Source organism: Pseudomonas sp. PS01300, from assembly GCF_029960155.1.
Classification (GTDB): Bacteria; Pseudomonadota; Gammaproteobacteria; order Pseudomonadales; family Pseudomonadaceae; genus Aquipseudomonas; species Aquipseudomonas palmensis.
This window is the reverse complement of sequence record NZ_JASCPN010000033.1, coordinates 23,726-45,873: the sequence shown is the minus strand read 5'-3', so window position 1 is coordinate 45,873 and position 22,148 is coordinate 23,726. Positions and strand designations below refer to the sequence as shown.

Annotated in this window: 24 protein-coding genes and 2 pseudogenes; 16 read left to right on the top strand and 10 right to left on the bottom strand. The window is 59.4% G+C overall.

Annotated elements, in window-relative coordinates:
• The first annotated feature begins 82 nt into the window (after window positions 1–82).
• The 5 genes from QMX96_RS16560 to QMX96_RS16540 are packed head-to-tail and all read left to right on the top strand — an operon-like array spanning window position 83 to window position 3,108.
• Window positions 83–910, top strand: coding sequence for a DUF932 domain-containing protein (locus QMX96_RS16560; RefSeq protein ID WP_042857731.1), 828 nt, complete (start codon window positions 83–85; stop codon window positions 908–910).
• A gap of 58 nt (window positions 911–968) precedes the next feature.
• Window positions 969–1,391, top strand: a complete 423-nt coding sequence (locus QMX96_RS16555; RefSeq protein WP_227349942.1) for a hypothetical protein — start codon at window positions 969–971, stop codon at window positions 1,389–1,391.
• Window positions 1,392–1,423: 32 nt separating this feature from the next.
• The gene (locus QMX96_RS16550; RefSeq protein WP_282362061.1) at window positions 1,424–1,726 is read left to right on the top strand and encodes a TrfB-related DNA-binding protein; all 303 of its coding nucleotides are present in this window, start codon (window positions 1,424–1,426) and stop codon (window positions 1,724–1,726) included.
• 19 nt (window positions 1,727–1,745) lie between these two features.
• Window positions 1,746–2,102, top strand: coding sequence for a hypothetical protein (locus QMX96_RS16545; protein WP_047710217.1), 357 nt, complete (start codon window positions 1,746–1,748; stop codon window positions 2,100–2,102).
• On the top strand, window positions 2,092–3,108 hold the full coding sequence (locus QMX96_RS16540) for a hypothetical protein (protein ID WP_144399940.1): 1,017 nt from the start codon (window positions 2,092–2,094) through the stop codon (window positions 3,106–3,108). The genes QMX96_RS16545 and QMX96_RS16540 overlap by 11 nt, the downstream gene beginning before the upstream one ends.
• Window positions 3,109–3,318: 210 nt before the next feature.
• Here the strand turns inward: QMX96_RS16540 and QMX96_RS16535 are convergent, their stop codons facing one another.
• Window positions 3,319–3,753: a mercury resistance transcriptional regulator MerR gene (locus tag QMX96_RS16535; protein ID WP_003131969.1), complete on the bottom strand. Its 435-nt coding sequence runs from the start codon at window positions 3,751–3,753 to the stop codon at window positions 3,319–3,321.
• A 71-nt stretch (window positions 3,754–3,824) separates the two neighbouring features.
• Between QMX96_RS16535 and QMX96_RS16530 the strand changes: the two are divergent.
• The 4 genes and pseudogenes from QMX96_RS16530 to QMX96_RS16515 form a co-directional block, all read left to right on the top strand.
• Window positions 3,825–3,908: pseudogene (locus QMX96_RS16530) on the top strand (mercuric transporter MerT family protein); the annotation flags it as partial.
• Between the two features lie 33 nt (window positions 3,909–3,941).
• Window positions 3,942–4,373 carry an OmpA family protein gene (locus QMX96_RS16525; protein ID WP_001665065.1) on the top strand — a complete coding sequence of 144 codons (432 nt, stop codon included), beginning with the start codon at window positions 3,942–3,944 and terminating at the stop codon, window positions 4,371–4,373.
• Window positions 4,374–4,527: 154 nt separating this feature from the next.
• Window positions 4,528–5,025, top strand: a complete 498-nt coding sequence (locus tag QMX96_RS16520) for an SAM-dependent methyltransferase (protein ID WP_011655360.1) — start codon at window positions 4,528–4,530, stop codon at window positions 5,023–5,025.
• An 85-nt stretch (window positions 5,026–5,110) separates the two neighbouring features.
• Window positions 5,111–5,491, top strand: coding sequence for a hypothetical protein (locus QMX96_RS16515; RefSeq protein ID WP_011655359.1), 381 nt, complete (start codon window positions 5,111–5,113; stop codon window positions 5,489–5,491).
• Between the two features lie 153 nt (window positions 5,492–5,644).
• On the opposite strand, the pseudogene QMX96_RS16510 reads toward QMX96_RS16515, so the two are convergent.
• Window positions 5,645–6,199, bottom strand: a pseudogene (locus tag QMX96_RS16510) (Tn3 family transposase); the annotation flags it as partial.
• 34 nt (window positions 6,200–6,233) lie between these two features.
• Window positions 6,234–9,119: a Tn3 family transposase gene (locus tag QMX96_RS16505; protein WP_001138082.1), complete on the bottom strand. Its 2,886-nt coding sequence runs from the start codon at window positions 9,117–9,119 to the stop codon at window positions 6,234–6,236.
• A 125-nt stretch (window positions 9,120–9,244) separates the two neighbouring features.
• Here QMX96_RS16505 and QMX96_RS16500 point away from each other — a divergent pair, with 125 nt between their 5' ends.
• From QMX96_RS16500 to QMX96_RS16485, 4 genes are all read left to right on the top strand, one after another.
• Complete coding sequence (locus QMX96_RS16500) at window positions 9,245–9,859, top strand: recombinase family protein (RefSeq protein ID WP_000904906.1); 615 nt, start codon at window positions 9,245–9,247, stop codon at window positions 9,857–9,859.
• A gap of 65 nt (window positions 9,860–9,924) precedes the next feature.
• Entirely contained in the window at window positions 9,925–10,728 is an 804-nt protein-coding gene (gene aph(3'')-Ib, locus QMX96_RS16495; RefSeq protein ID WP_001082319.1) for an aminoglycoside O-phosphotransferase APH(3'')-Ib, read from the top strand.
• Entirely contained in the window at window positions 10,728–11,564 is an 837-nt protein-coding gene (locus QMX96_RS16490) for an aminoglycoside O-phosphotransferase APH(6)-Id (RefSeq protein WP_000480968.1), read from the top strand. Before aph(3'')-Ib ends, QMX96_RS16490 begins: the two co-directional genes overlap by 1 nt.
• Before the next feature lie 79 nt (window positions 11,565–11,643).
• Window positions 11,644–12,240: an HD domain-containing phosphohydrolase gene (locus QMX96_RS16485; protein ID WP_275428119.1), complete on the top strand. Its 597-nt coding sequence runs from the start codon at window positions 11,644–11,646 to the stop codon at window positions 12,238–12,240.
• Window positions 12,241–12,588: 348 nt separating this feature from the next.
• On the opposite strand, the gene QMX96_RS16480 is transcribed toward QMX96_RS16485, so the two are convergent.
• The 4 genes from QMX96_RS16480 to QMX96_RS16465 all read right to left on the bottom strand — a co-directional run bounded on the left by QMX96_RS16480 (window position 12,589) and on the right by QMX96_RS16465 (window position 15,070).
• Window positions 12,589–13,386 carry a SprT-like domain-containing protein gene (locus QMX96_RS16480; RefSeq protein ID WP_042857939.1) on the bottom strand — a complete coding sequence of 266 codons (798 nt, stop codon included), beginning with the start codon at window positions 13,384–13,386 and terminating at the stop codon, window positions 12,589–12,591.
• Window positions 13,387–13,517: 131 nt separating this feature from the next.
• A complete protein-coding gene (locus QMX96_RS16475; protein ID WP_028691951.1) occupies window positions 13,518–13,898 on the bottom strand; it encodes a hypothetical protein in 381 nt (126 codons plus the stop codon).
• Window positions 13,899–13,901: 3 nt separating this feature from the next.
• Complete coding sequence (stbB, locus tag QMX96_RS16470) at window positions 13,902–14,621, bottom strand: StbB family protein (RefSeq protein ID WP_028691950.1); 720 nt, start codon at window positions 14,619–14,621, stop codon at window positions 13,902–13,904.
• On the bottom strand, window positions 14,618–15,070 hold the full coding sequence (locus QMX96_RS16465; protein ID WP_042857936.1) for a hypothetical protein: 453 nt from the start codon (window positions 15,068–15,070) through the stop codon (window positions 14,618–14,620). The genes stbB and QMX96_RS16465 overlap by 4 nt, the downstream gene beginning before the upstream one ends.
• A gap of 432 nt (window positions 15,071–15,502) precedes the next feature.
• On the opposite strand from QMX96_RS16465, the gene QMX96_RS16460 reads away from it, so the two are divergent.
• Genes QMX96_RS16460 through mobF form a run of 3 tightly spaced genes read left to right on the top strand, consistent with a single transcriptional unit; the run spans window position 15,503 to window position 20,384 of the window.
• Window positions 15,503–15,886, top strand: a complete 384-nt coding sequence (locus tag QMX96_RS16460) for a hypothetical protein (protein ID WP_042857934.1) — start codon at window positions 15,503–15,505, stop codon at window positions 15,884–15,886.
• Window positions 15,886–17,436: a type IV secretion system DNA-binding domain-containing protein gene (locus QMX96_RS16455; RefSeq protein ID WP_042857739.1), complete on the top strand. Its 1,551-nt coding sequence runs from the start codon at window positions 15,886–15,888 to the stop codon at window positions 17,434–17,436. Before QMX96_RS16460 ends, QMX96_RS16455 begins: the two co-directional genes overlap by 1 nt.
• An 11-nt stretch (window positions 17,437–17,447) precedes the next feature.
• Complete coding sequence (gene mobF / locus QMX96_RS16450; protein ID WP_042857700.1) at window positions 17,448–20,384, top strand: MobF family relaxase; 2,937 nt, start codon at window positions 17,448–17,450, stop codon at window positions 20,382–20,384.
• 1 nt (window position 20,385) lies between these two features.
• Here the strand turns inward: mobF and QMX96_RS16445 are convergent, their stop codons facing one another.
• The 3 genes from QMX96_RS16445 to QMX96_RS16435 all read right to left on the bottom strand — a co-directional run bounded on the left by QMX96_RS16445 (window position 20,386) and on the right by QMX96_RS16435 (window position 22,147).
• Window positions 20,386–20,871, bottom strand: a complete 486-nt coding sequence (locus QMX96_RS16445) for a hypothetical protein (protein WP_042857701.1) — start codon at window positions 20,869–20,871, stop codon at window positions 20,386–20,388.
• A 61-nt stretch (window positions 20,872–20,932) separates the two neighbouring features.
• Window positions 20,933–21,565 (bottom strand): hypothetical protein, encoded by a 633-nt coding sequence (locus QMX96_RS16440; protein WP_042857702.1) that lies wholly within the window; start codon window positions 21,563–21,565, stop codon window positions 20,933–20,935.
• Window positions 21,566–21,577: 12 nt separating this feature from the next.
• The gene (locus QMX96_RS16435) at window positions 21,578–22,147 is read right to left on the bottom strand and encodes a phospholipase D family protein (protein WP_223625421.1); all 570 of its coding nucleotides are present in this window, start codon (window positions 22,145–22,147) and stop codon (window positions 21,578–21,580) included.
• Window position 22,148: the final 1 nt, after the last annotated feature.

Sequence of the window (22,148 nt, the reverse complement as noted above, 5' to 3'; positions counted from 1 at the left end):
ACCCCGTCGAAGCAATCCCGCCTCGACAGCCTGGAACCAGCGGCGGCAACCGCTCCAGGCAAATCGCGAAGGAGATTCAAAAATGCGTCTATCCAGCAACTTCCGTAACCCTTGCATGGTCCGCAGCGACAGCCCGCTGAGCAATGACGAGATTGCCCGTGTTGCCCCCTCAATCTTTGCCGAGGAAGCACACGAAAGCCGCTCCGATCGCTACCGCTACATTCCCACCGTTGACGTACTGGAAGCGCTGCGCAGTGAAGGCTTCATGCCATTCATGGCATGCCAAACCCGCGTGCGTAACACCGACAAGCGCGAACACACCAAGCACATGATCCGCCTGCGTCACGCCAACACCATCGTTGCCAAAGAGGCCAACGAAATCATTCTGCTGAACAGCCACGACGGCACCAGCAGCTACCAGATGATGGGCGGTTGCTTCCGTTTCGTGTGTGCCAATGGCCTGGTGCTGGGTGATGCCGCGATGGATCAGAAAGTTCGCCACAGCGGTCGCCAGGACGTTATCGGGGATGTGATCGAGGGCGCTTATGAAGTCCTGAATCAGTTCGAGCTGATTCAGGATCAACGCGAAACCATGAAGGGTATCCAGCTTGGCAACGACCTGCAGCACGCATTTGCCGAGGCTGCACTTGCCTACCGCTATGACCCGGCAGACGGCCCTGCTCCGGTTACTGCACGCCAACTGCTGGAACCACGTCGCCGCGAAGACGCTACCAATGACCTCTGGTCGACCTTCAACCGCGTACAGGAAAACACCATCAAGGGAGGGCTGCGAGGCCGCAACAAGCAAGGGCGCCGTACCAGCACCCGTGCCGTGACCGGCATTGACCAGGACGTAAAGCTTAATCGCGCCCTGTGGGTACTGGCTCAGCACCTGCGCCAAGCCGCCTAACTGCCACAGGCCGGGCGCGCAGCGCGCCCGGTCTGCCCCATGCAAGGAGATCGCAGCCATGCAAAAAGTTTTCTATGTACCTGGTCAAACCGCAATCATCGATTACGCCCGTCAGATCGGCCCCAATGTATGGGCCGCTCGCGGAACCTGGCTCATGCTGCCAGAGATCCAGCTAAGGCACCCCGGCGCTGTGCTGGGGGATGAAGTAGGCTTTCTGCAAGCACAGGAAGCCGCCCACGGCACCCAGCCGGCGCGCATCACCGAAACCCGGTATGACTTCGCGCTAAGCCGCGCTCAGGTGCTTGATTACAAGGCCGGCGAGGCCGGCGATTCGTTCATACTGCAGGCCCCCGAGGTTGGCGACCTGGTGCGCGTGTACGCCCGTTCAAACGGGCTTTACTGGACGTTCCTGGCGCTGCCAACGATCACGCATTGCGAGATCTGGCAGCGGATCCGCGAGCAGGGGGCCGCGACTGATTGACTACTGACACTAGGAGCTGATGAATGCAGCCGATGTACACCAAAGAAGAATGGAAGAAGGTTGCGCCCCTGTTTGCTTCCAAGCGCCTGGCCATCTCGACTGTCGAGGTGGCCAAGGCCGTTCTGGTCGATGGCCAGCGCATCACCGACGTAGCCGAGGCCAGAGGGATGACCAAGCAGACCGCCCACGCAGCGGTTAAGCGCGTGCGGAAAATCCTTGAAGAACAGGGCGCCGGCGAACTGGTACCCGTTCTTGTGTGGCTGCCCCCCGAGCTGGCCGAGCAGGTACGGGAAATGGCCAAGCCATTCCCGCAGCCTGCTGCCCCGAAAAAGTAGGTCGATAGGAGAGAGGTTCATGGAGAGAGCTACTAAATCTGCTGCTGCACTAATGCTATGGAGTGCGCTTGTGGTTGCCGCCCTACATTTCACCTGGCCAGCGGCCACGCTACCGGTCGAAGAGATCCCAGCACTACCTGGAGTTGAGCAGTGCGGGTTCGATAAATTCGAGAATTGCTTCGCCAAAGCCGTCACGCAGCGTCAGTGGATTTTCACGCGCCGTAATGAGTTCGCGGAATCTTACCCGGAGAGAACCCACAACCATCTGTTGATCGGTGCGATTGCCTGGGTAGCCCCAGTCGCCCTGTTTTTTGCGGTCCGTCAATATCGGCAGGGCCTCGGCAAAAGTCGGAAGGAGAAACGTAATGTCGTTTGATGCACTCTTTTTTCCCGGCGACCGGGTTCATTCGGTTTCCATTCATAACGTGACCCTTGTCGGTGGCCAGCTTAGCGAGGACGGGGTAACGCCCCAAATGATCGTTGAGTACCAGGGGAAACAGCATGTTTTGCGCGCCACTCGCCCAGTGTACGAGAAGGACATAGGCAAAGTGGGATACGTGCTGCCATCACAATTTCCGTCTGCAGCCGAATACGGCTCCACGATTTTCCGGGCATACCAGGATCAGAGCCTGCGCCGCGTATACGAACTGGACACCACGAACGACGAATATCACATGGTGCCGCTTAATCATGGAAAGTGGCCTCATCATCGTGCTCATCTGCAATGCGGTTGGCGTTGCGACAGTCGGCCTACCGGCTTTCTCGCACCGGCAGGGCTTGTGCCCGGGGCCAATGGTGAGTTCGTACCGGACGAAACGGAAGTCGTATCTGTGCGCATCCCCCCCGAATTTGAATGGGAAGCACGCCGGCATCAGATGAAAGCTGCCGATCTGCTCGAAAGCTTTATCGGTGACCTGGCTGGCATCCAGAACTATGCAAACAAACCTCGGGCTGATCGCTTCGGTAGCAACGGCAGCGATGAACGCATGCTGGCCGAAAACTGGCTGGAGCGTGCGCATGGTATGAAGGCCATCGACCCGGACCAGTTGAGCCAGCAGATCGAAGAAGCCGAGGAATGGGACGCGCAGCAGGACGAATGGTCGGAGCTGCTGGGCGAATACGCTGATCGAGGCGGTGATCCTCGCCAGTTGCTGGAAGCCGTTGACGGTGTGCTGACCAAGCTGGACGAGTTGGGGCCTGATTTTGTGCTGGATCTGCAGGCCGAGGTTGAAGCGACTCAAACCCTACCCAAACTCACCGAGTTGAATCCCTCGCAGCTGGCGTACCTTGAAAAGTGGCTGGCCAGCAACGGCCCGAACAACCTCCTGAAATGGCCTGGTTGGCATGACGCCCGACTTGGCCAGGCTCCGAAAGACGTTTGACTTCCTCTCTTGTGCGTGCCCCCTTCGGGGGGCGGCTGTCGTGAACCAAGCCCCGGCCAAAAGCACGCCGGGTCTTGGCCCTTCGGGCTTCCATCCTGGGGGAACCGCAGAATTCGGAAAAAATCGTACGCTAAGCTAACGGTGTTCTCGTGACAGCTCTTTGACTAGGCTTTCTAAGGGGTCGTCTCAGAAAACGGAAAATAAAGCACGCTAAGGCATAGCCGAACCTGCCAAGCTTGCTCCACCCTGTAGTGACGCGATCAGCGGGCAGGAAACGTTCCCCCTTCGCGCATGGCAGGCGCACACCAACTCAGACAGCACGGCCTCCATGCGCGCCAGGTCAGCCATTTTCTCGCGCACGTCCTTGAGCTTGTGCTCGGCCAGACTGCTGGCTTCCTCGCAATGGGTGCCATCCTCCAGCCGCAGCAGCTCGGCGATCTCATCCAGGCTGAAGCCCAGCCGCTGGGCTGATTTCACGAAGCGCACCCGCGTTACATCCGCCTCGCCATAGCGGCGGATGCTGCCATAGGGCTTGTCAGGCTCCAGCAACAAGCCCTTGCGCTGATAGAAACGGATGGTCTCCACATTGACCCCGGCCGCCTTGGCGAAAACGCCAATGGTCAGGTTCTCCAAATTGTTTTCCATATCGCTTGACTCCGTACATGAGTACGGAAGTAAGGTTACGCTATCCAATTTCAATTCGAAAGGACAAGCGCATGTCTGAACCAAAAACCGGGCGCGGCGCGCTCTTCACTGGAGGGCTTGCCGCCATCCTCGCCTCGGCTTGCTGCCTCGGGCCCGGCTACCTGTTCTTCTGATTGGAGTCCTGCCCCATGCGAAAACCCGTTCTTCTGGCCCTCTCTCTGGCGTTCCTGGTCAGCGCGCAAAGCGCACTGGCCGCCGGCGACGCCGGCAACTTCGGCACGCCGATCAAGTCCGGCGTATCGGTGTCCTTCCCCGACAGCAGCGCGACATTCCAGCCGACGCCAGAGGCCCTGGAGCTGCTGGCCGACGCTAGGAATGCGGCGATCATCTACATCAGCGGGCGCACCAGCACACTACGGCCCAGCGCGGCCGATGAGGCCCTTGCACTACGCCGTGCGCTCTCGGCCAGGTCGTACTTGGTGGCGCGCGGCGTCTCGCCGCTCAAGATCATGGTGAACTTCGCATCGGCCGCCGATTTCGTGGCAGACAACTCGACGGCCGAGGGCCGGCGCGAGAACCAGCGCGTGGACATTGAGGTGGTCTACATCCCCACCTACTGAGCGATCCGGCATCGCCATTCCTGGCGGTGCTGCAGGACGCTCCAGCAGCTTCGCATCGTCGGCTCTGACGATGCAGGCCCGGCCGGCTTCCCTTGACAGCATCGCCATTTCTGACGATGCTGGCCAAGTCCCGATTTACTCCAGGAAGAAGGCCATGAGATACCCCGGCGGCAAGGGCGGTGCCGGCGTCTACCAGACGATCATCAACAACATCCCGCCTCACGACACGTACATCGAAACGCACCTGGGCGGCGGCAACATCCTGGAGCGCAAGCGGCCCGCTGCCCGCAGCGTCGGCATCGACGTTGATCCCGAGGTGATCGAGGTCTGGCAGCAGCTCGACGTGCCCGGCCTGGAGCTGCACCACGGCGACGCCGTGGCCTGGCTGGAGTCCCACCAGTTCACCGGCTCCGAGTTCGTCTACGCCGATCCGCCCTACGTGATGGACAGCCGGCGCGGCGGCAAGCTATACCGCCACGAATACGACGACAAGGGTGCGGTCAGCGTCAAAGTGCGCGGTGAAGCGCCGATCGTCTATCTGACGGGTCAAACGTTCTATCAGCCCAAGAGCGCACCCGACACGCAGGTCGTCAACGCTTCCAAGACGGACGCTGCCAAGGTGATCAGCTTCCGCCTGAGCAACAGCAAGTGATCCCGGTGCTGCCGGCGTGACGAGCGTCGGCAGCGTCCGTCCCCGCGGCCTATTCATCAGGCCAACACCAACCTAGGAGTGCATCATGTCCAAGCCCCTCAGCATCGGCGCTTTCGCCGCCGTGCAATACCTGCCGCATATCGAAACCTTCCTGGCCACCGGCGACGGTGACTTCGACGGCCCGATCTGGGCCAAGGCCACCAGTGAAATCAAGTTCGTCGACGGCCGCGCGAGCTTCACGATGGTTCATGAATTCATGAGCCGCGACGGCAGCCGCATCTCGACGGTCGACACCGCCACAGGCATCCAGGTGCCGGGCATCGACGAGGTCTCGCTCACCGTCATGCACAAGGTGGTCGATTCCACCGGCAAGTTCGAAGGCCTGCGCGGCACCTTCCCGAGCTTCGGACTGCACAACTTTGCCACCGGCAAGGGCGTGCAGCGCTTCGGCGGCGAACTGAGCTGAAGTCAGCGCTAAGCAGCAGGTGCACCCGCTGATCGTGGGTGCGCCGGACGACCTCTCAAGGCGGCGCCGCCGGCACAGACCGACGGCGCCGCTTCTTCAAGGAGCACAGACGTGACACCCGAAGTTGAGGCAGCACTGCCGCGCCGCCTTCTGCTGCGGAATCATGCGCGCGCATTCGACCGCAGTCAGACTGGTGCCGTGGGCCATGATGCCGGCATAGACCATCAGCAGCTCGTCGGTAGAGCGCGGCTCACGTCCGAGCATGATCCAGCTAAAGCGCACCTGGGCGTCAACGGCCAGAATCACTTCCGGCAATTGAACCTCACCGATGCGGTGATCCAAAGCCGCGCGCAGCTTGGTCACTTCTGGGTCTTCGTCCTCTGCGGGCAATGGCGACAAATGGAGTTCATCATCCACGCGCAGTACGCCACTGCGGGCTGCAGCGGCCACCGCATCGACACCGGCAGTTACTCTGGCCAGCAAAGGCTTCAAGAAAGTGGCAGCCTTGCTGGGTAACGATAGACGGGCATAGTGTTTCTTGGACTCTGCCTGCCAACGCTCGTCCGTGAAGAACAAGCGCGCACGACCCCGAAAGCTCAGGCTGTGCTCAATCCAGACCGAGCCATTGCGCACCGCGCGGCGCAGGGCAAACAGGGTGGCCACCTCCAACGCCTGAAACGCCCGTTCCCGGTCTGGGCTGGAGATCGAAGGGGTCGTTTGCGGGAGGGGGCGGAATCCTACGCTAAGGCTTTGGCCAGCGATATTCTCCGGTGAGATTGATGTGTTCCCATCCGAGCGGCGAAACATGGGCCAAGAGATCGGGCGATAGCAGCTTTCCATCGCGTTTCTGGTTTGCAACGACCTCGCCGAGCTTCATGGTGTTCCAGAAGATGATGATGGCGGCGAGCAGATTCATGCCGGCGATGCGGTAATGCTGGCCTTCGGCGGAACGGTCGCGGATTTCACCGCGGCGGTGGAAGCTGATTGCCCGCTTCAGCGCATGATGAGCTTCGCCTTTGTTGAGCCCGATCTGGGCACGCCGTTGGAGTTCGGCATCCAGAATCCAGTCGATCATGAACAGGGTGCGCTCGACGCGACCGACTTCCCGCAGGGCTGTCGCGAGCTCGTTCTGCCGCGGATAGGAGGCGAGTTTCCGCAGAATCTGGCTTGGCGCGACGGTCCCGGCAGCAATGGTGGCGGCGATGCGCAGGATGTCGGGCCAATTGCGCTCGATCATGGCTTGGTTGACCTTTCCGCCGATCAACGCTCGCAGGTGCGCCGGGGCGGCCGACGGATTGAACGCGTAGAGCCGTTTGGATGGCAGGTCGCGGATGCGCGGAGCGAACCGGTAGCCGAGAATGGCACATGCGGCAAAGACGTGATCGGTGAAGCCGCCCGTGTCGGTGAACTGCTCGCGGATATGGCGTCCAGCATCGTTCATCAGCAGGCCATCGAGGATGTAAGGCGCTTCGCTTGCCGTTGCAGGAATCACCTGGGTTGCGAACGGCGCATATTGGTCGGAGACGTGGCTATAGGCTTTCAGGCCCGGGGTATTGCCATATTTCGCGTTGACCAGGTTCATGGCCTCACCTTGCTCTGTAGCGACGAAGAACTGTCCGTCGCTCGAAGCCGACGTGCCCATGCCCCAGAACCGGGCCATGGGTAACGCTGCCTGTGCCTCGACCACCATGGCCAGCGCCCGGTCATAGGCTTCGCCCTCGACATGCCACCGTCCAATGCGGATCAATTCCCAGAAGGTGTGGGTGTTTGTCGCATCCGCCATTTTGCGCAAGCCGAGGTTGATCCCTTCCGCCAAGATAACGTTCATTAGCCCGATCCGGTCAGCGCAGGGTGCTCCTGTGCGCAGATGGGTGAACGCTTCGGTGAAGCCGGTCGCCGCATCCACCTCCAGCAGGAGATCGGTGATGCGCGTGGGCGGGATCTGCTTGTAGAGATCGAGCACCAGATCTTCGGCGCCTGTCGGCGCGGCGGCTTCGAGTTTCTCGATATGCAGAACGCCGTTTTCAATCGACCCGCCCGGGATCGTGCCTGCGCGAGCGGCACGGCCAAGCTCGCGCAACCGCATGTCGAGGCGAGCTTGCCGGTCTGCCAGCCATTCCTCCGGCCGCAATGGCACAGCGAGACGACCGCCTTCCGCGATGGATTGTGCCGGAACGAGTGCGTGTTTCAGATCGCCATAGCGCCGGGACCTAGTAAGCCAGACATCTCCGGAGCGGAACGCATCGCGCAGATGGAACAGCACCGCGATCTCCCATAGGCGAGCGTCGCCAGCCCTCTGGGCCCGAAGGTGGCGATGCCATTTCGAGCTGGGCCGCAAGAAGCTGGTCATCGCGGCATCGTTCAAACCGGTACGAAGGGCCGTCACCGCTTCCAGAAGCGGCAGTGCAACGGGCGCAGCTCGCAGATCGAGCAGGCGCAACATGCGTGGAGCGTATCGGCGGAAGCGGTGATAACCGTCGAGCACATGATTGAGCGGATCGTCGGCCATGGTGGCGGTCAGCCTGGTTGCCATTGCAACAAGGGTTTTTAAGCCGTCCCACCCTGACCCACTCGCGATGACATCGCCCAGCGGCTGGCCATCATCCTGTGCATCGACCAGGGCGCCCCCGATCTCGGCGAAGGATTTCAGGGTGTCACGCACCACCCCCGCTTCGTCTGCGACCTTTGCATGGCAAATACGCTCCGAAGCACGGTAGAGACGGCCGACGATCCGGTCGTGGGTTTCGACCACTGCGTCGGCCAACATCGCCTGCCATTCCGAGACGCAAACAGCCAAGATCGCAAGCCGCCTGTCCTCCGGGAGATCGCGCATGCCGTCGGCATAATACCGTTCACCCTGCCTGCGCAGACGAGTCACCCGATGGGCAGGAACGCCGGCAAGCAGATCCTCGGGGAGATCGATGCGTTGCAGATATTCGAGCCGGTCGAGCAGCCGGTTGGCCGACGAAGAGTTCGAGCCAGGCTCGAACTGGCGCAGCCACACAAAACGGGTCACCCGATCATCAGCCGTCTCCTCGAGCAATGCCAGCAACTGTTCTCGGATCGACATAGGCAGCCGACTGGCGATCCTCGTCTCGATGCGTCGCTCGGCATCGACGAGAGCCGCGGCACAAAGCCGCTCGATCGTGGATGTCGCGGGAAGGACAGTGCGGGTGCGTCGGCACTCGGCTACGAAGCGACGGGCGATATCCTCGTTCGACACCGCCATCTCGGCTTCTCGGAACAACCATTCCTTCAGCTCGCTCGCACCACGTCCGGAGAAGGTGCGGAAGCCGTAGAGCCCCCGTAACTCGGCAAGATGCTCGTGCCGTGTTTCCTCGCGGGCAGCATAGTCTACGAGATCGTCGGCACCCAGGCCAAGCTGCGCTCCGATAAATTCGATGACCTCTGCAGGGATCAGTTCGCCTGGAGCCAGCACCCGGCCGGGATAGCGCAGGACACACAATTGCAGGGCGAAGCCGAACCTGTTGTGAGCGCGCCGACGCAGCCTGATATGCCCAAGGTCTTCATCACTCAGCGTATAGTGCTTGAGCAAATCCGTCTGTGAAGTCGGCAAGCGCAACAGCGCGTCTTTCTGCCGATCGGTTAGAGTGACGCGACGCGGCATACATGTTCCTTTTTCAAAATCTGATAGCGTTCAAGACGCTTTGTTTATGAAGCTGGTTGAGATACATTTCCAGAGGTCAATGCAATCGTGGCCGAAGCGCCGCCTCAAACCAACGTTTGTGATACATGCTGATCGGATATGCCCGCGTCTCCAAAGCCGATGGCTCGCAGTCTCTCGACCTGCAGCACGACGCCTTGCGCGCCGCAGGTGTCGAACGGGACAATATCTATGATGATCTTGCTTCCGGCGGTCGTGATGATCGCCCTGGCTTGACTGCCTGCCTCAAGTCATTGCGTGACGGCGATGTGCTGGTGGTCTGGAAGCTCGATCGCCTCGGACGATCGCTTGCCCATCTGGTCAACACGGTGAAGGAGCTGTCAGACCGCAAGATCGGCCTGCGGGTTCTGACTGGAAAGGGCGCTCAGATCGACACCACGACTGCGTCCGGTCGCATGGTGTTCGGAATCTTCGCCACCTTGGCCGAGTTCGAGCGGGATCTGATCCGAGAGCGCACCATGGCGGGTCTCGCCTCCGCGAGAGCGCGCGGTCGCAAGGGCGGACGAAAATTCGCGCTCACCAAAGCTCAGGTGCGTCTCGCGCAAGCCGCCATGGCCCAGCGCGATACTTCAGTTTCCGATCTCTGCAAGGAACTCGGCATCGAGCGCGTCACTCTCTACCGATATGTCGGTCCCAAAGGCGAGCTCAGAGACCATGGAAAGCATGTTCTCGGACTTACGTAGCAACTCGTTTCTTTTCGCAGGTTGAGCCACCTCCGCGCTTCATCAGAAAACTGAAGGAACCTCCATTGAATCGAACTAATATTTTTTTTGGTGAATCGCATTCTGACTGGTTGCCTGTCAGAGGCGGAGAATCTGGTGATTTTGTTTTTCGACGTGGTGACGGGCATGCCTTCGCGAAAATCGCACCTGCTTCCCGCCGCGGTGAGCTCGCTGGAGAGCGTGACCGCCTCATTTGGCTCAAAGGTCGAGGTGTGGCTTGCCCCGAGGTGATCAACTGGCAGGAGGAACAGGAGGGTGCATGCTTGGTGATAACGGCAATTCCGGGAGTACCGGCGGCTGATCTGTCTGGAGCGGATTTGCTCAAAGCGTGGCCGTCAATGGGGCAGCAACTTGGCGCTGTTCACAGCCTATCGGTTGATCAATGTCCGTTTGAGCGCAGGCTGTCGCGAATGTTCGGACGCGCCGTTGATGTGGTGTCCCGCAATGCCGTCAATCCCGACTTCTTACCGGACGAGGACAAGAGTACGCCGCAGCTCGATCTTTTGGCTCGTGTCGAACGAGAGCTACCGGTGCGGCTCGACCAAGAGCGCACCGATATGGTTGTTTGCCATGGTGATCCCTGCATGCCGAACTTCATGGTGGACCCTAAAACTCTTCAATGCACGGGTCTGATCGACCTTGGGCGGCTCGGAACAGCAGATCGCTATGCCGATTTGGCACTCATGATTGCTAACGCCGAAGAGAACTGGGCAGCGCCAGATGAAGCAGAGCGCGCCTTCGCTGTCCTATTCAATGTATTGGGGATCGAAGCCCCCGACCGCGAACGCCTTGCCTTCTATCTGCGATTGGACCCTCTGACTTGGGGTTGATGTTCATGCCGCCTGTTTTTCCTGCTCATTGGCACGTTTCGCAACCTGTTCTCATTGCGGACACCTTTTCCAGCCTCGTTTGGAAAGTTTCATTGCCAGACGGGACTCCTGCAATCGTCAAGGGATTGAAACCTATAGAAGACATTGCTGATGAACTGCGCGGGGCCGACTATCTGGTATGGCGCAATGGGAGGGGAGCAGTCCGGTTGCTCGGTCGTGAGAACAATCTGATGTTGCTCGAATATGCCGGGGAGCGAATGCTCTCTCACATCGTTGCCGAGCACGGCGACTACCAGGCGACCGAAATTGCAGCGGAACTAATGGCGAAGCTGTATGCCGCATCTGAGGAACCCCTGCCTTCTGCCCTTCTCCCGATCCGGGATCGCTTTGCAGCTTTGTTTCAGCGGGCGCGCGATGATCAAAACGCAGGTTGTCAAACTGACTACGTCCACGCGGCGATTATAGCCGATCAAATGATGAGCAATGCCTCGGAACTGCGTGGGCTACATGGCGATCTGCATCATGAAAACATCATGTTCTCCAGTCGCGGCTGGCTGGTGATAGATCCCGTCGGTCTGGTCGGTGAAGTGGGCTTTGGCGCCGCCAATATGTTCTACGATCCGGCTGACAGAGACGACCTTTGTCTCGATCCTAGACGCATTGCACAGATGGCGGACGCATTCTCTCGTGCGCTGGACGTCGATCCGCGTCGCCTGCTCGACCAGGCGTACGCTTATGGGTGCCTTTCCGCAGCTTGGAACGCGGATGGAGAAGAGGAGCAACGCGATCTAGCTATCGCGGCCGCGATCAAGCAGGTGCGACAGACGTCATACTAGATATCAAGCGACTTCTCCTATCCCCTGGGAACACATCAATCTTACCGGAGAATATCGTTGGCCAAAGCCTTAGCGTAGGATTTCGCCCTCTCCCGCAAACGACCCCAAGCTCACCGATGCCGAGTTCGCCATCATGAAGCGCCACCCTGTGGAGGGCGCAAAGATGCTGCGCGCAGGCGGGGCCGAGCCCGGGGTGGTGGACATTGCCCTGCACCATCACGAGAAGATCGACGGAACCGGCTACCCGGATCGCTTGGCCGGTGACGCCATTTCACTCCTGGCCCGCATGGGCGCAATCTGCGACGTCTATGATGCCGTGACGTCGGAGCGAGCCTACAAAAAGCCGTGGGACCCGTCCGCGGCGATGCGGCAGATGGCCAAGTGGGAGGGCCATTTCGACAAACGCATCTTCCACGCCTTCGTCAAGGCCGTGGGCATCTACCCCGTCGGCTCCTTGGTTCGCCTGTCCTCTCAGCGTCTGGCCGTTGTCGTTGAGCCGGGAATGGAATCACTGCTGACTCCCAAGGTTCGCGTGTTCTTCTCGCTACGCTCGAGAGAGCCGATCCCGATGCAGACCATCGACCTGGCGGCCACGAGTTGCAAGGACAGTATCACTGGCCCCGAAGACCCGACGCTCTGGAACTTCAAGAACCTCGACGACTTGTGGATGGAATAGCCCCCACAAAACGACGGCCCCGTGAGGGAGCCGTTGAACATCGTCGAGCGATGCCCGTCCAGGGAGGGATGGCCGAGCTCGATTCTCCAGAAGGTAGCTGGTGACACGAGTGTTGAGCCCACCCAACTAGGGTGACGGAAATTTCTGGGGTTCCGGCTTACATCCCCGCGTACGCCGATTTAACGTCGTTCTCATACAACTGCAGCAAGTCGTCGCGTGACGGTATGTACATGGGATGTGATCTCCTGCTGGATCGAAGCCCTAACACATATATACGTTAGGGCCTCCCTCGCAACAAGTCGCCTTGCCGGCAGCGGCCAGGCGGGGGCAACTGACGCCCTTCGGTTCTCAGTCGTCCCCGCCCGGCTGGGCATCAGGGTCGTGCGGCACTTCCACCAGCTCGCCGGCCTCAAGGAAACGTACGTCGCAGTCCACACAGAGCAACCGCCCGCTCAGGCCTGGCTTGCCCCACACGTTCAACTTGCAGCTGGGGCAGGTGTACTTGCGCTTGTTCTTCGGATCCTCAGCCGGCGTTGCCGGCTGAATCAGGCCCGCGACAGTCAGCGCCGGTAAGTCGATGGTCGGATCTTCGGGCTGGGGTAAAGGCTCCCCACCTGGCCCGTACAACTGCGTTGCGGACATTGGCACCCGCTGGGTGACGATATCGATCCAGGAAATCATGGCGCCGGTTGCGAGCAATTCATCGCATGCCACATCGAAGGGGCCGCCCTCGATGATGTAGTGCGTCATCTGCTGCCCGCACCGGCGCCCGCCAGGTTCACCCGTGTGCGAAGGCATCAGCCCGATGGCCTCCATTTTGTCGGCCCACTCGCGGTTGTGGTACCCGCCGCGAGACTTCTTCCCGTAGCGATCCTGCCACTGATGCGCCTGTTCATGCACCAGCGTGGACAGTGTTTGCTTGATGCTGCGATGCGCGAAGTAGGCGCAGTTCAGCGCGATTTCATCGCTCTTACCCGAGCCATTCCGGCGCAGGAAGCGCGATGGCGAGTAATAGCCGAAAGTGTTGGCCTTGCGCTGCAGGGTGAAGATGCAGCCCGGCAGCTGGCCACCGTACAACCGATCATTGAACCAATCGTAGGCTCCCTCAATTTCGTCATAGAGCAGCTGGCTAGGGGTTGCGGACATGCGGCCTCCATTTCTCGCACGCGAGAATCCCCCTGCTGATCACTCTGCGTCAGGGGGGTGTGAACGTTAGAGACATAGTAACCTGTATCGTACGATACAGGTTACACACCAAAAAAAGGGGGCAAGCCCCCTCACCGACCTACTAAGTAGGCGACGTACACGATGGCGGCGCCAAGCGCCGCACCAATCGATAGCAGAGCTACCGAGTACCCAACCGCCCGGCGCTCAGCCTGTGCTGTCACCAGGCTGGCCGCACTGCGGTTGATCTCATTCCCGATCCGCGCTGCCGCTTCGCGTCCTGCCTGCACCAGTGCGTTGCGCTGTTCTTCCATCATCGACTCGAAGTTCAGCTGCGTCTGCAGCAGGACTTTGCCTGCTGCATCGCGTACGGCTTCGGAGGTCTTCGCCGCCAGGTCGGCGTCGACCTGTTCCAGGCGCCGCACGATGGCATCAAAGTCTTCCATCATTTGCGCGACCATCGCTTCGCGGGCCGTCGTCGGGTCCTTGGCCATCGATCACTTCCCCTTGCCGAACAGCGAGGCATACACCTGATCAAGGTTGCGCGATGCCGACTTGGCCAGGCGCTGCGCGGAGATCATGCGAAGCGCGTGATCCTTCTCGGTTTCGTCCTTGGCATCGCGCAACTGGGCGCGATAGTCCGTGGAGTCCTCCAGTACCTGCGTGACATTCATTTTCAGCGGGCGCAAGCGCTCGAAAATCTCGTTCGCGTACACCACGGCATCGCGCTTGAGGGTGAATTTCTTCTCGACTTCGTGGAAGCCGAACAGCGCCGCGAACGTCTGCGGGATATCGTCGGCATCATCGATCTGGACCTTGTTGAAGACGACCAGGATCTTTTTTGCCGGCACGCCGAGCGCGGCCAGGGTCTTGATGGTGTTGATGGTATCGACCTGCTGCTTTTTCTCCGGTACTGCCGGCACCAGGAAGTAATCGATATCTTCGTGGGAGCCGTCGTACTGGCCCATGAACTTGAAGAAGTCTTCAACGTTGGATGCGCCAACGTCGACCACAACCTTGTCCTCGGTCAGCAGTACCTCGGACAGTTCGCCAAACTGCTTGCCCTTGAGGCGTTCAATTTCGGCTGCGGTGTCCGACGCACCGGCGTTGATGGTTTCAATTGCAAACCGCAGACCGCCGATACGGGGCCAAAGCAGGTTATCGGAGAGTGTGGTTTTACCGGAGTTGCCGGTGAAATTCACGGTGACGGTTCTCATGTGCGTTTCCTTCTGCTGCGCGCTGCGCTTTCATATCGATCCAAGTCCGAGGCGTTTTGATCGTCCCCGGGATTCATGAGCCTGCTCAACTCAGCCGGCCCCAAATGTGGCCGTTCGTCCGCATCATGGCTCGGTTCTGTATCGTACGATACACCTCCTTCTTGTTCCGGCTCGACCTGCCGCGCTGGTTCCAAATGTTGTGGCGCTGGTGCAGGGCTTGCAGTGTTCGCCTGGTTTCCACGTTGGGCCTTGCGGTATCGGTACAGGTAGCTCTTGAGCGTATCCATGCTGACCTCGATACCTTGCTCCTTGAGCACATCCAGAATCGCCTGGCGTCGTACACCTGCCCTCAGCTGCTTCTCGATCACTGGCATGACCTGGCGTATTTTCGCTGCCTTGGTCACTGGCTCAACCGCCATCAGTGCCTTCTCAATATCCTTGCCTGCCATTTTGCACCCTACCTGCACCTATATTGCATTTACCCTGTATCCTACTCACCCCCTACCTGTAGTCAAGTTTTACCCCTTCTGCACTCAATCTACAGCCATACAGCACCCTTTCTGCCTACCCTTGTCCTCCGCTCGCTACGGCCTTCGGCCTAGGCACTAAAAACGCCCTTAACAAGAGCATCAATTTCGACCCTTAACAGGGTCAAAATCTCAATACACAACACGCACCTCCCTGGCGGGAGGTGGAAGCCGCGTCAGCCTTGGGCCTGAGCGGTTTTTTCAGAATTTACTATGTGATACGTTTGTATTACAAAGTATGCTTGTAATGCAGATAAATCAAGGTTTTTGCGTGATACATTTGCATTACAGAGAATGTGCGGTACCTTTGGGCATGTCAAACCCCAATTTTCAAGGTGCATTTGAGGGAGCAACGTGGGCAAAACAGTACCCATTCGATTCAACGACGAGCAGCTGTCCAGGGTTGAAGAAGCAGCAGCACTCGCTGGCTATAAGCACCTATCGAGCTACATCCGCGACCGGGTGCTGGCCACAGACAAAGGTGGCCGGCAGGTGGATATGGACAGCTGGGCCGAGCAGCAACAGATCCTTGGCTTGCTCGAAACCATCACCCAGGAACAGGCACGGAGCAGAACCATTCAGGCCATCGTGGTCTATCTGCTGCGTCAAGGAACGGCACAGGGCAAGGTCAATGAGCTGCGCGCTCAACTCAAGCACCTGGTCAGCAGCGAGGATGCACTCGCAGCACTTTTGCCCGACCTGGCCGAGGACATTGAACGTCTATCAGGAGAGGACTGATGCACAAACAAGAGGTTGATTCAGCCGCCATGACGGCGGGCTTTGGTTTGCCGATCGCTGGCTGGCTGGCCGGTACACAATTGGCCCAGCTGCCCCTGGCCCCATTCCCGGCAGCATTCAAAGAGACTCTGCACAACGGCTGGCAGGAACCTATGGTGCTGGGCATGACCATCGCTGCGTCCGTCGCGGCTGCCGGGCTCTGCTATTACCTGTACGAATATTGCGACGACGGGTTCCGAGGTGAACGTTTCCAGCAATGGCTGCGTGGCTCGCGGATCCGCAACTGGCATTTCGTGGAACGGAAAGTAAGTGCCCGCAATGCCAAGACCAACCGTGAACGCCGCAAAAAAGGGCAGGAAAAGGCCGAGCCAATCATGATCGGCAAGCTGCCGATGCCTCTGCACTTGGAAGACCGCAACACAATGATCTGTGCATCCATCGGCGCCGGTAAGTCCGTGACGATGGAAGGCATGATTGCCTCGGCACTTCGACGCAATGACCGCATGGCAGTGGTCGACCCGAACGGTACGTTTTATTCAAAGTTCAGTTTCAAGGGCGATTACATCCTCAATCCGTTCGACGCTCGATCCGCAGGGTGGACGATCTTCAACGAGATCCGTGGCGTCCACGATTTCAACCGGATGGCCAAGTCGATCATTCCGCCGCAGGTGGACCCCAGTGATGAGCAGTGGTGCGCGTACGCAAGAGACGTGCTTTCCGACACCATGCGCAAGCTGATGGAGACAAACAACGCCAATCAGGACACGCTGGTAAACCTGCTGGTTCGTGAAGACGGCGACACCATCCGAGCTTTCCTGGCAAATACCGACTCCGAAGGCTATTTCCGCGATAACGCGGAAAAGGCCATCGCCAGCATCCAGTTCATGATGAACAAGTACATCCGGCCCTTGCGCTACATGGGCAAAGGCGACTTTTCCATCTATCGCTGGGTGAATGATCCCGACGCCGGCAACCTGTTTATCACTTGGCGGGAAGACATGCGCGACACCATGCGCCCGCTGGTGGCCACCTGGATCGACACCATCTGCGCAACCATCCTCAGCTCTGAACCGATGACAGGTAAGCGTCTCTGGCTGTTCCTCGATGAACTGCAGTCGCTGGGCAAGCTGGAAAGCTTTGTTCCTGCAGCGACCAAGGGGCGGAAACACGGCCTGCGCATGGTCGGCAGTCTGCAGGACTGGTCCCAGCTCAACGCCAGCTATGGCCGCGACGATGCCGAAACCCTGCTTTCCTGCTTCCGTAACTACGTCATCTTGGCAGCGGCGAACGCCAAGAACGCCGATATGGCCAAGGAGATTTTGGGCAACCAAGAGGTCAAGCGCTTCCGTAAGTCGTGGACCGCAGGGCGGATGACACGTGCCGAGGAAATCAAGCTTGAACCGGTCGTGATGGATTCGGAGATCTCGAACCTCAATGACTTGGAAGCCTACGTCAAGTTTGCCGAGGACTTCCCCATTACCAAGATCAAGACGCCTTACGTCGATTACAAAGAGCGGGCGCCGGCAATCGTCATTGGCCAAGCAGCTTGACGAGGTAAGCGATGTTCAACGTGACGCTGATCAAGGGTGACAACCAGTACGCGGCGGCGGGCTACTTTTCCAACGCCGATGACTACTACGCCAAGGAAGCCCCCGGCGAGTGGCAAGGTATCGGGGCCGAGTTGCTGGGTTTGGAGGGGCCTATCGACCAGAAGGAACTGGCCCGTCTGTTCGACGGCAAGCTCCCGAATGGCGAACGAATGGCTAAGACCTTCGACAAGGAAACAGGCTCCCGTCGCATGGGCTTAGACCTAACGTTCTCGGCGCCTAAGTCCGTCTCCATGCAGGCGCTGATCGCCGGCGACAAGGATGTGATGGCAGCGCACGACCGCGCAGTGACCAAGAGCATGGAGGAAGTCGAGCGCCTGGCCCAAACACGATTGAAGGTGAACGGCAAAACCATGCTCGAGCGCTCGGGCAACCTGGTGATAGGCAAGTTTCGTCATGAAATGAGCCGGGCCAAGGATCCGCAGATGCACACGCATGCCGTGGTCATGAACATGACCAGGCGGTCGGATGGCAAATGGCGCGCTTTGCGCAACGACGATATCTACAAAATCCAGCCGCAAGTCGATGCCATGTACAAGGGCATCCTTGCCCAGGAACTGCGTGCGCTGGGATATGAGATCCGGGTTCTGGATAACCAGGGCAACTTCGAGCTGGCCCACATATCGCGTGACCAGATCGAGGCGTTTTCCAGCCGTTCCAAAGTGATCGAAGACGCGCTGGCCAAGGACGGAAAAACCCGCGCCGATGCCACCCCGCTCGAAAAGCAGATCATTGCGATGGCCACACGGCCACGCAAGGACGAGCGCGACCGCCACCTGGTCAAAGAATATTGGGTAACCAAAGCCCGCGAGCTGGGCATTGATTTTGGCGCTCGCAGCCACCTGGACAATCGTGAATACGCGCCTCGCAAGGGCAGCCCTGCAGAATACAGCCTGCCCGAAGGCATCACGCCAGGGCAGGCCGTTGTCCAGTACGCCATCAATCACCTGACCGAACGTGAGCAAGTAGTCGGGGAAAATGACCTGCGCACCGTCGCCTTGCGACGTGCTGTCGGCCTTGCTACCCCTGATCAGGTAAACGAGGAAATCAAGCGCCTGGTCAAGCAAGGGACGCTGATCGAATCACCGCCGACCTACCGCATGCCCAACGGCGACTTAGATTCGCCGGTACTGTCGCCTGCTGGCTGGCGGGCACACCTGCAGGAGCTGAAAGGCTGGAGTGAGAAACAGGCCCGTCAGTATGTGGACAAGGCTATCAAGCGCGGCTCGCTAGAGCCTGCAGAAAAGCGCTATACGACGCAGAAGGCCTTGAAGCGCGAGAAAGCCATTCTGGCTATCGAGCGGACAGGCCGTGGCCAGGTCACCCCGTTGATGACCAAGGAACAGGTGGCCAAGGCGCTGGAAGGGTCCACCTTGTCGGCTGGCCAATACCAGGCCGTTGAGGTGATCGTCAGCACCAACAATCGATTTGTAGGCATCCAGGGTGATGCGGGTACCGGCAAAACCTACTCGGTAGACCGTGCCGTCAAACTGATCGATTCCGTGAACGCCGCGATGGCCAGCCGGGATTCCCAACCGGGATCAGGGTACAGAGTTGTTGCCCTGGCTCCGTACGGCAACCAGGTCACCGCCTTGAAGAACGAAGGGTTGGATGCGCACACGCTGGCCAGCTTCTTCCACACCAAGAACAAGGGGTTGGATGCCAAGACCATCGTTATTCTCGATGAGGCCGGCGTGGTGGGCGCCCGCCAGATGGAACGGCTGATGCGGGAGATCGAGCAATCCGGCGCCCGCTTGATCCAGCTGGGTGACACCAAGCAAACCGAGGCCATCGAGGCAGGCAAGCCATTTGCTCAGCTGCAGCAAAACGGCATGCAGACCGCACGTATCAAGGAGATCCAGCGGCAGAAGGATCCCGAGTTGAAACTGGCAGTGCAGCATGCGGCCGAGGGGAAGCCCACCAAGTCCCTGGATCACCTGAAACACGTTGAAGAATTGCGAACTGCCACTGAGCGGCACCAGGCCATTGTCCGCGACTACATGGCACTAACCCCCGACCAACGCAAAGAGGTGTTGATCGTTGCCGGCACCAACAAGGACCGGAAGGAAATCAACCAGATGGCCCGCCAGGCACTCGGGCTGCTGGGGAAGGGTAAACAGTTCGAAACGTTGAACCGGGTCGATTCCACTGATGCAGAACGGCGGTACGCCCCCAGCTACAAGCAGGGCATGATCATTCAGCCGGAAAAGGACTATAAGCGGGCTGGCCTGGTACGAGGCGAGTTGTATGTAGTTGACCAGGCGCTGCCCGGTAATGTGCTTGTGGTCAAGGATCGTAGCGGCAACCGCTACGAGTTCAACCCGAGACAGGCCACCAAGCTCAGTGTCTACAAGCTGGAGAAACCCGAGCTGTCTGTGGGTGACCTCATTCGCATCAACCGCCAGGATCCCAAGCTCGACCTCACCAACGGCGACCGCATGCGCGTAGTCAGCATCGAGGGCGGCGTGGTGCAGCTGGCTTCGCTCAAGGAGATCAACGGCCAGCCCGAACGCACCGTGAGCTTGCCGACCAACAAGCCGTTGCACCTGGAACATGCCTATTCCGCGACCGTCCACAGCGCTCAGGGTCTGACCAATGATCGCGTCATGATCTCGCTCAACACCAAGAGCCGCACCACCTCGCAGAACCTTTGGTATGTGGCCATCAGCCGGGCACGGCATGAAGCCCGCGTCTATGCGGACTCCATCAAAGATCTGCCGGCAGCAATCGCCAAGCGCTACGACAAAACCACGGCGTTGTCGCTACAGCAAGAACGCGAGCGGCAGCGTAGGGAGTCGATTCAACCGCGGAATGTTGCGGACGGCCAGGCGCTGGAGCGCAAGCAACGTACTCACTTGGAAGGCCCGAGCAGCGGGCATCCCAGGATGTGAGTCAAACGCCTTTGGTAGTGCTGGCCAGCTTCCCACTATGCCCCGCCTTGTGCGGGGTTTTCAGTTGCGGGGTATCGGATCGTGGACGGTACGTGGTGATTCCAAGTTTACGCCGGCGCTTGAGAACTGCACTCGGACTTCTGCCGGCGAGTTGAGCAATCGCGGCATCGCTCAACACCCCTAGCAGGGGATCGAACACTTCGAGCGGATTGGTCTGCTGGTCACGGTGCGACGGAATGCCCAGGGATGACCGCCTGACCGTTATCGTTTGCTTGGCCACCCCTGCCAGCTGGGCCACATGCTCATCCGTGAACAGACCCAAGATGGAATCATAGGCCTGCAGATGGCTCCCAATGCCAAGGCGTCTGCGCCGGCCTGCCACCGCGTGGATGCTAACACCCGCTGCAGTGGCGATCTGTGCGTCCGACCAGCGACCGAATAGCGGCTCGAATGGCCACAGCAGCTGATCGATTTCGTCATGAGTCATATCGAATATCGGGCAAAAAGAAAGGAGCCTACCGGCTCCTTTCTCCTTTTTCAGCTACTACTCAAAAACCTTTGCCGCCGTAGCCTTTCGGTTGATGTGAGGGGGTTTTTAGTTCGTGCTGCAGCTGGCGTTCTTGCACGATGCCAACGCCCGAGAAGGGGTAACGAATCGACAGATCCTTGCCCTGGTGCAACAACCCAGCCTTGGCACTGCTCAAGGCCGCTCGCTCATGGGCAATATGGATAGTCTTCTGTCCGTCAGTGACGGCCTGAATCACCTGGTTGTTGTGGAAGGCGACTATCTTGCCGTCGTAGGTCTTACCCTGCTCAGCTGCCTTGATGGCCGGCATATCCATTGGCTTGGAAATTGCCATCGCTTCACCGGGTTTACCAGAGGCCGCGCCGGATTGCTCAGCCTTGCGCAGCTCCAGCGCATCCTTGAACGAGGCTTTGAAGTCTGCAGCGCCTGGCATATTGTCGAAGGGCAGATCCTTGTAATACTGCGTGCCCTCCTTGCCAACCTGCGCAAAGACACGGGCGGCTTGCCCGCCCTGTTGAACAGTCATCACGGATTTGTCGGACAGCTCGGCCTTGAACCAGGCTGCGCCCGCCAGCTTTGCGTCGGTGAACGTTTCCGGTTCCCTGCCCTTTTGGAACAGCTGGTAAGTGGTGGTCTGATCAGTTTGCTTGTCCATGTGCGTGCCCTCTCAGTAGCTTGGTTTGAATGCTTGGCCCTTCTCCCACCGGCTCTGCCAGTGGTTCAGGTACTGCTCAGCGAGATCGGCGTCGTTCCAGACGACCAATGCGTTCTCACTATTGTTTCTGGCAGCTGCAGCGGTGTAGTTGTAGCTGCCGGTTTCAACTGCCTTGCCGTCAATCACCATGAACTTGTCATGGTGGATCGCGTAGGCCTTCACCGTACGGGTTGGGATGCCGGCACGGGCCAGCAATGTCAGCGCATGTTGGCCAGCGCGGGCAGCGCCGCCTTGCAGATTGCCTTGATGGTCAGCCACCACCGCCACATCGACACCGCGCTGTTTGGCCGAGATCAAGGCCTTGGTCACATCGGGGCTGGTCAGCATGTACGCCGAAAGGCGAATCGAGCTTTTCGCCGCGCCTATGGTGCGCAGTACCAGGTCCTGTGCCGAGCCTTCCGGCGAGAAGCCGACTTCAATGCGGCGCGCGCCATCGACCAGTACCGGTGCGGCTACAGGCTCCGACGAAGCAGGCGCTTGGTCAGCCCAAACCAGGGAGCTGGCCACCATCGCTACGGCCAAG

Excerpts from the sequence above, each read along its gene's own strand:
- QMX96_RS16560 (WP_042857731.1), top strand. The coding sequence starts at position 83 with ATGCGTCTATCCAGCAACTTCCGTAACCCTTGCATGGTCCGCAGCGAC.
- QMX96_RS16555 (WP_227349942.1), top strand. The coding sequence starts at position 969 with ATGCAAAAAGTTTTCTATGTACCTGGTCAAACCGCAATCATCGATTAC.
- QMX96_RS16550 (WP_282362061.1), top strand. The coding sequence starts at position 1,424 with ATGTACACCAAAGAAGAATGGAAGAAGGTTGCGCCCCTGTTTGCTTCC.
- QMX96_RS16545 (WP_047710217.1), top strand. The coding sequence starts at position 1,746 with ATGGAGAGAGCTACTAAATCTGCTGCTGCACTAATGCTATGGAGTGCG.
- QMX96_RS16540 (WP_144399940.1), top strand. The coding sequence starts at position 2,092 with ATGTCGTTTGATGCACTCTTTTTTCCCGGCGACCGGGTTCATTCGGTT.
- QMX96_RS16535 (WP_003131969.1), bottom strand. The coding sequence starts at position 3,753 with ATGGAAAACAATTTGGAGAACCTGACCATTGGCGTTTTCGCCAAGGCG.
- QMX96_RS16525 (WP_001665065.1), top strand. The coding sequence starts at position 3,942 with ATGCGAAAACCCGTTCTTCTGGCCCTCTCTCTGGCGTTCCTGGTCAGC.
- QMX96_RS16520 (WP_011655360.1), top strand. The coding sequence starts at position 4,528 with ATGAGATACCCCGGCGGCAAGGGCGGTGCCGGCGTCTACCAGACGATC.
- QMX96_RS16515 (WP_011655359.1), top strand. The coding sequence starts at position 5,111 with ATGTCCAAGCCCCTCAGCATCGGCGCTTTCGCCGCCGTGCAATACCTG.
- QMX96_RS16505 (WP_001138082.1), bottom strand. The coding sequence starts at position 9,119 with ATGCCGCGTCGCGTCACTCTAACCGATCGGCAGAAAGACGCGCTGTTG.
- QMX96_RS16500 (WP_000904906.1), top strand. The coding sequence starts at position 9,245 with ATGCTGATCGGATATGCCCGCGTCTCCAAAGCCGATGGCTCGCAGTCT.
- QMX96_RS16490 (WP_000480968.1), top strand. The coding sequence starts at position 10,728 with ATGTTCATGCCGCCTGTTTTTCCTGCTCATTGGCACGTTTCGCAACCT.
- QMX96_RS16480 (WP_042857939.1), bottom strand. The coding sequence starts at position 13,386 with ATGTCCGCAACCCCTAGCCAGCTGCTCTATGACGAAATTGAGGGAGCC.
- QMX96_RS16475 (WP_028691951.1), bottom strand. The coding sequence starts at position 13,898 with ATGGCCAAGGACCCGACGACGGCCCGCGAAGCGATGGTCGCGCAAATG.
- stbB (WP_028691950.1), bottom strand. The coding sequence starts at position 14,621 with ATGAGAACCGTCACCGTGAATTTCACCGGCAACTCCGGTAAAACCACA.
- QMX96_RS16465 (WP_042857936.1), bottom strand. The coding sequence starts at position 15,070 with ATGGCAGGCAAGGATATTGAGAAGGCACTGATGGCGGTTGAGCCAGTG.
- QMX96_RS16455 (WP_042857739.1), top strand. The coding sequence starts at position 15,886 with ATGCACAAACAAGAGGTTGATTCAGCCGCCATGACGGCGGGCTTTGGT.
- mobF (WP_042857700.1), top strand. The coding sequence starts at position 17,448 with ATGTTCAACGTGACGCTGATCAAGGGTGACAACCAGTACGCGGCGGCG.
- QMX96_RS16445 (WP_042857701.1), bottom strand. The coding sequence starts at position 20,871 with ATGACTCATGACGAAATCGATCAGCTGCTGTGGCCATTCGAGCCGCTA.
- QMX96_RS16440 (WP_042857702.1), bottom strand. The coding sequence starts at position 21,565 with ATGGACAAGCAAACTGATCAGACCACCACTTACCAGCTGTTCCAAAAG.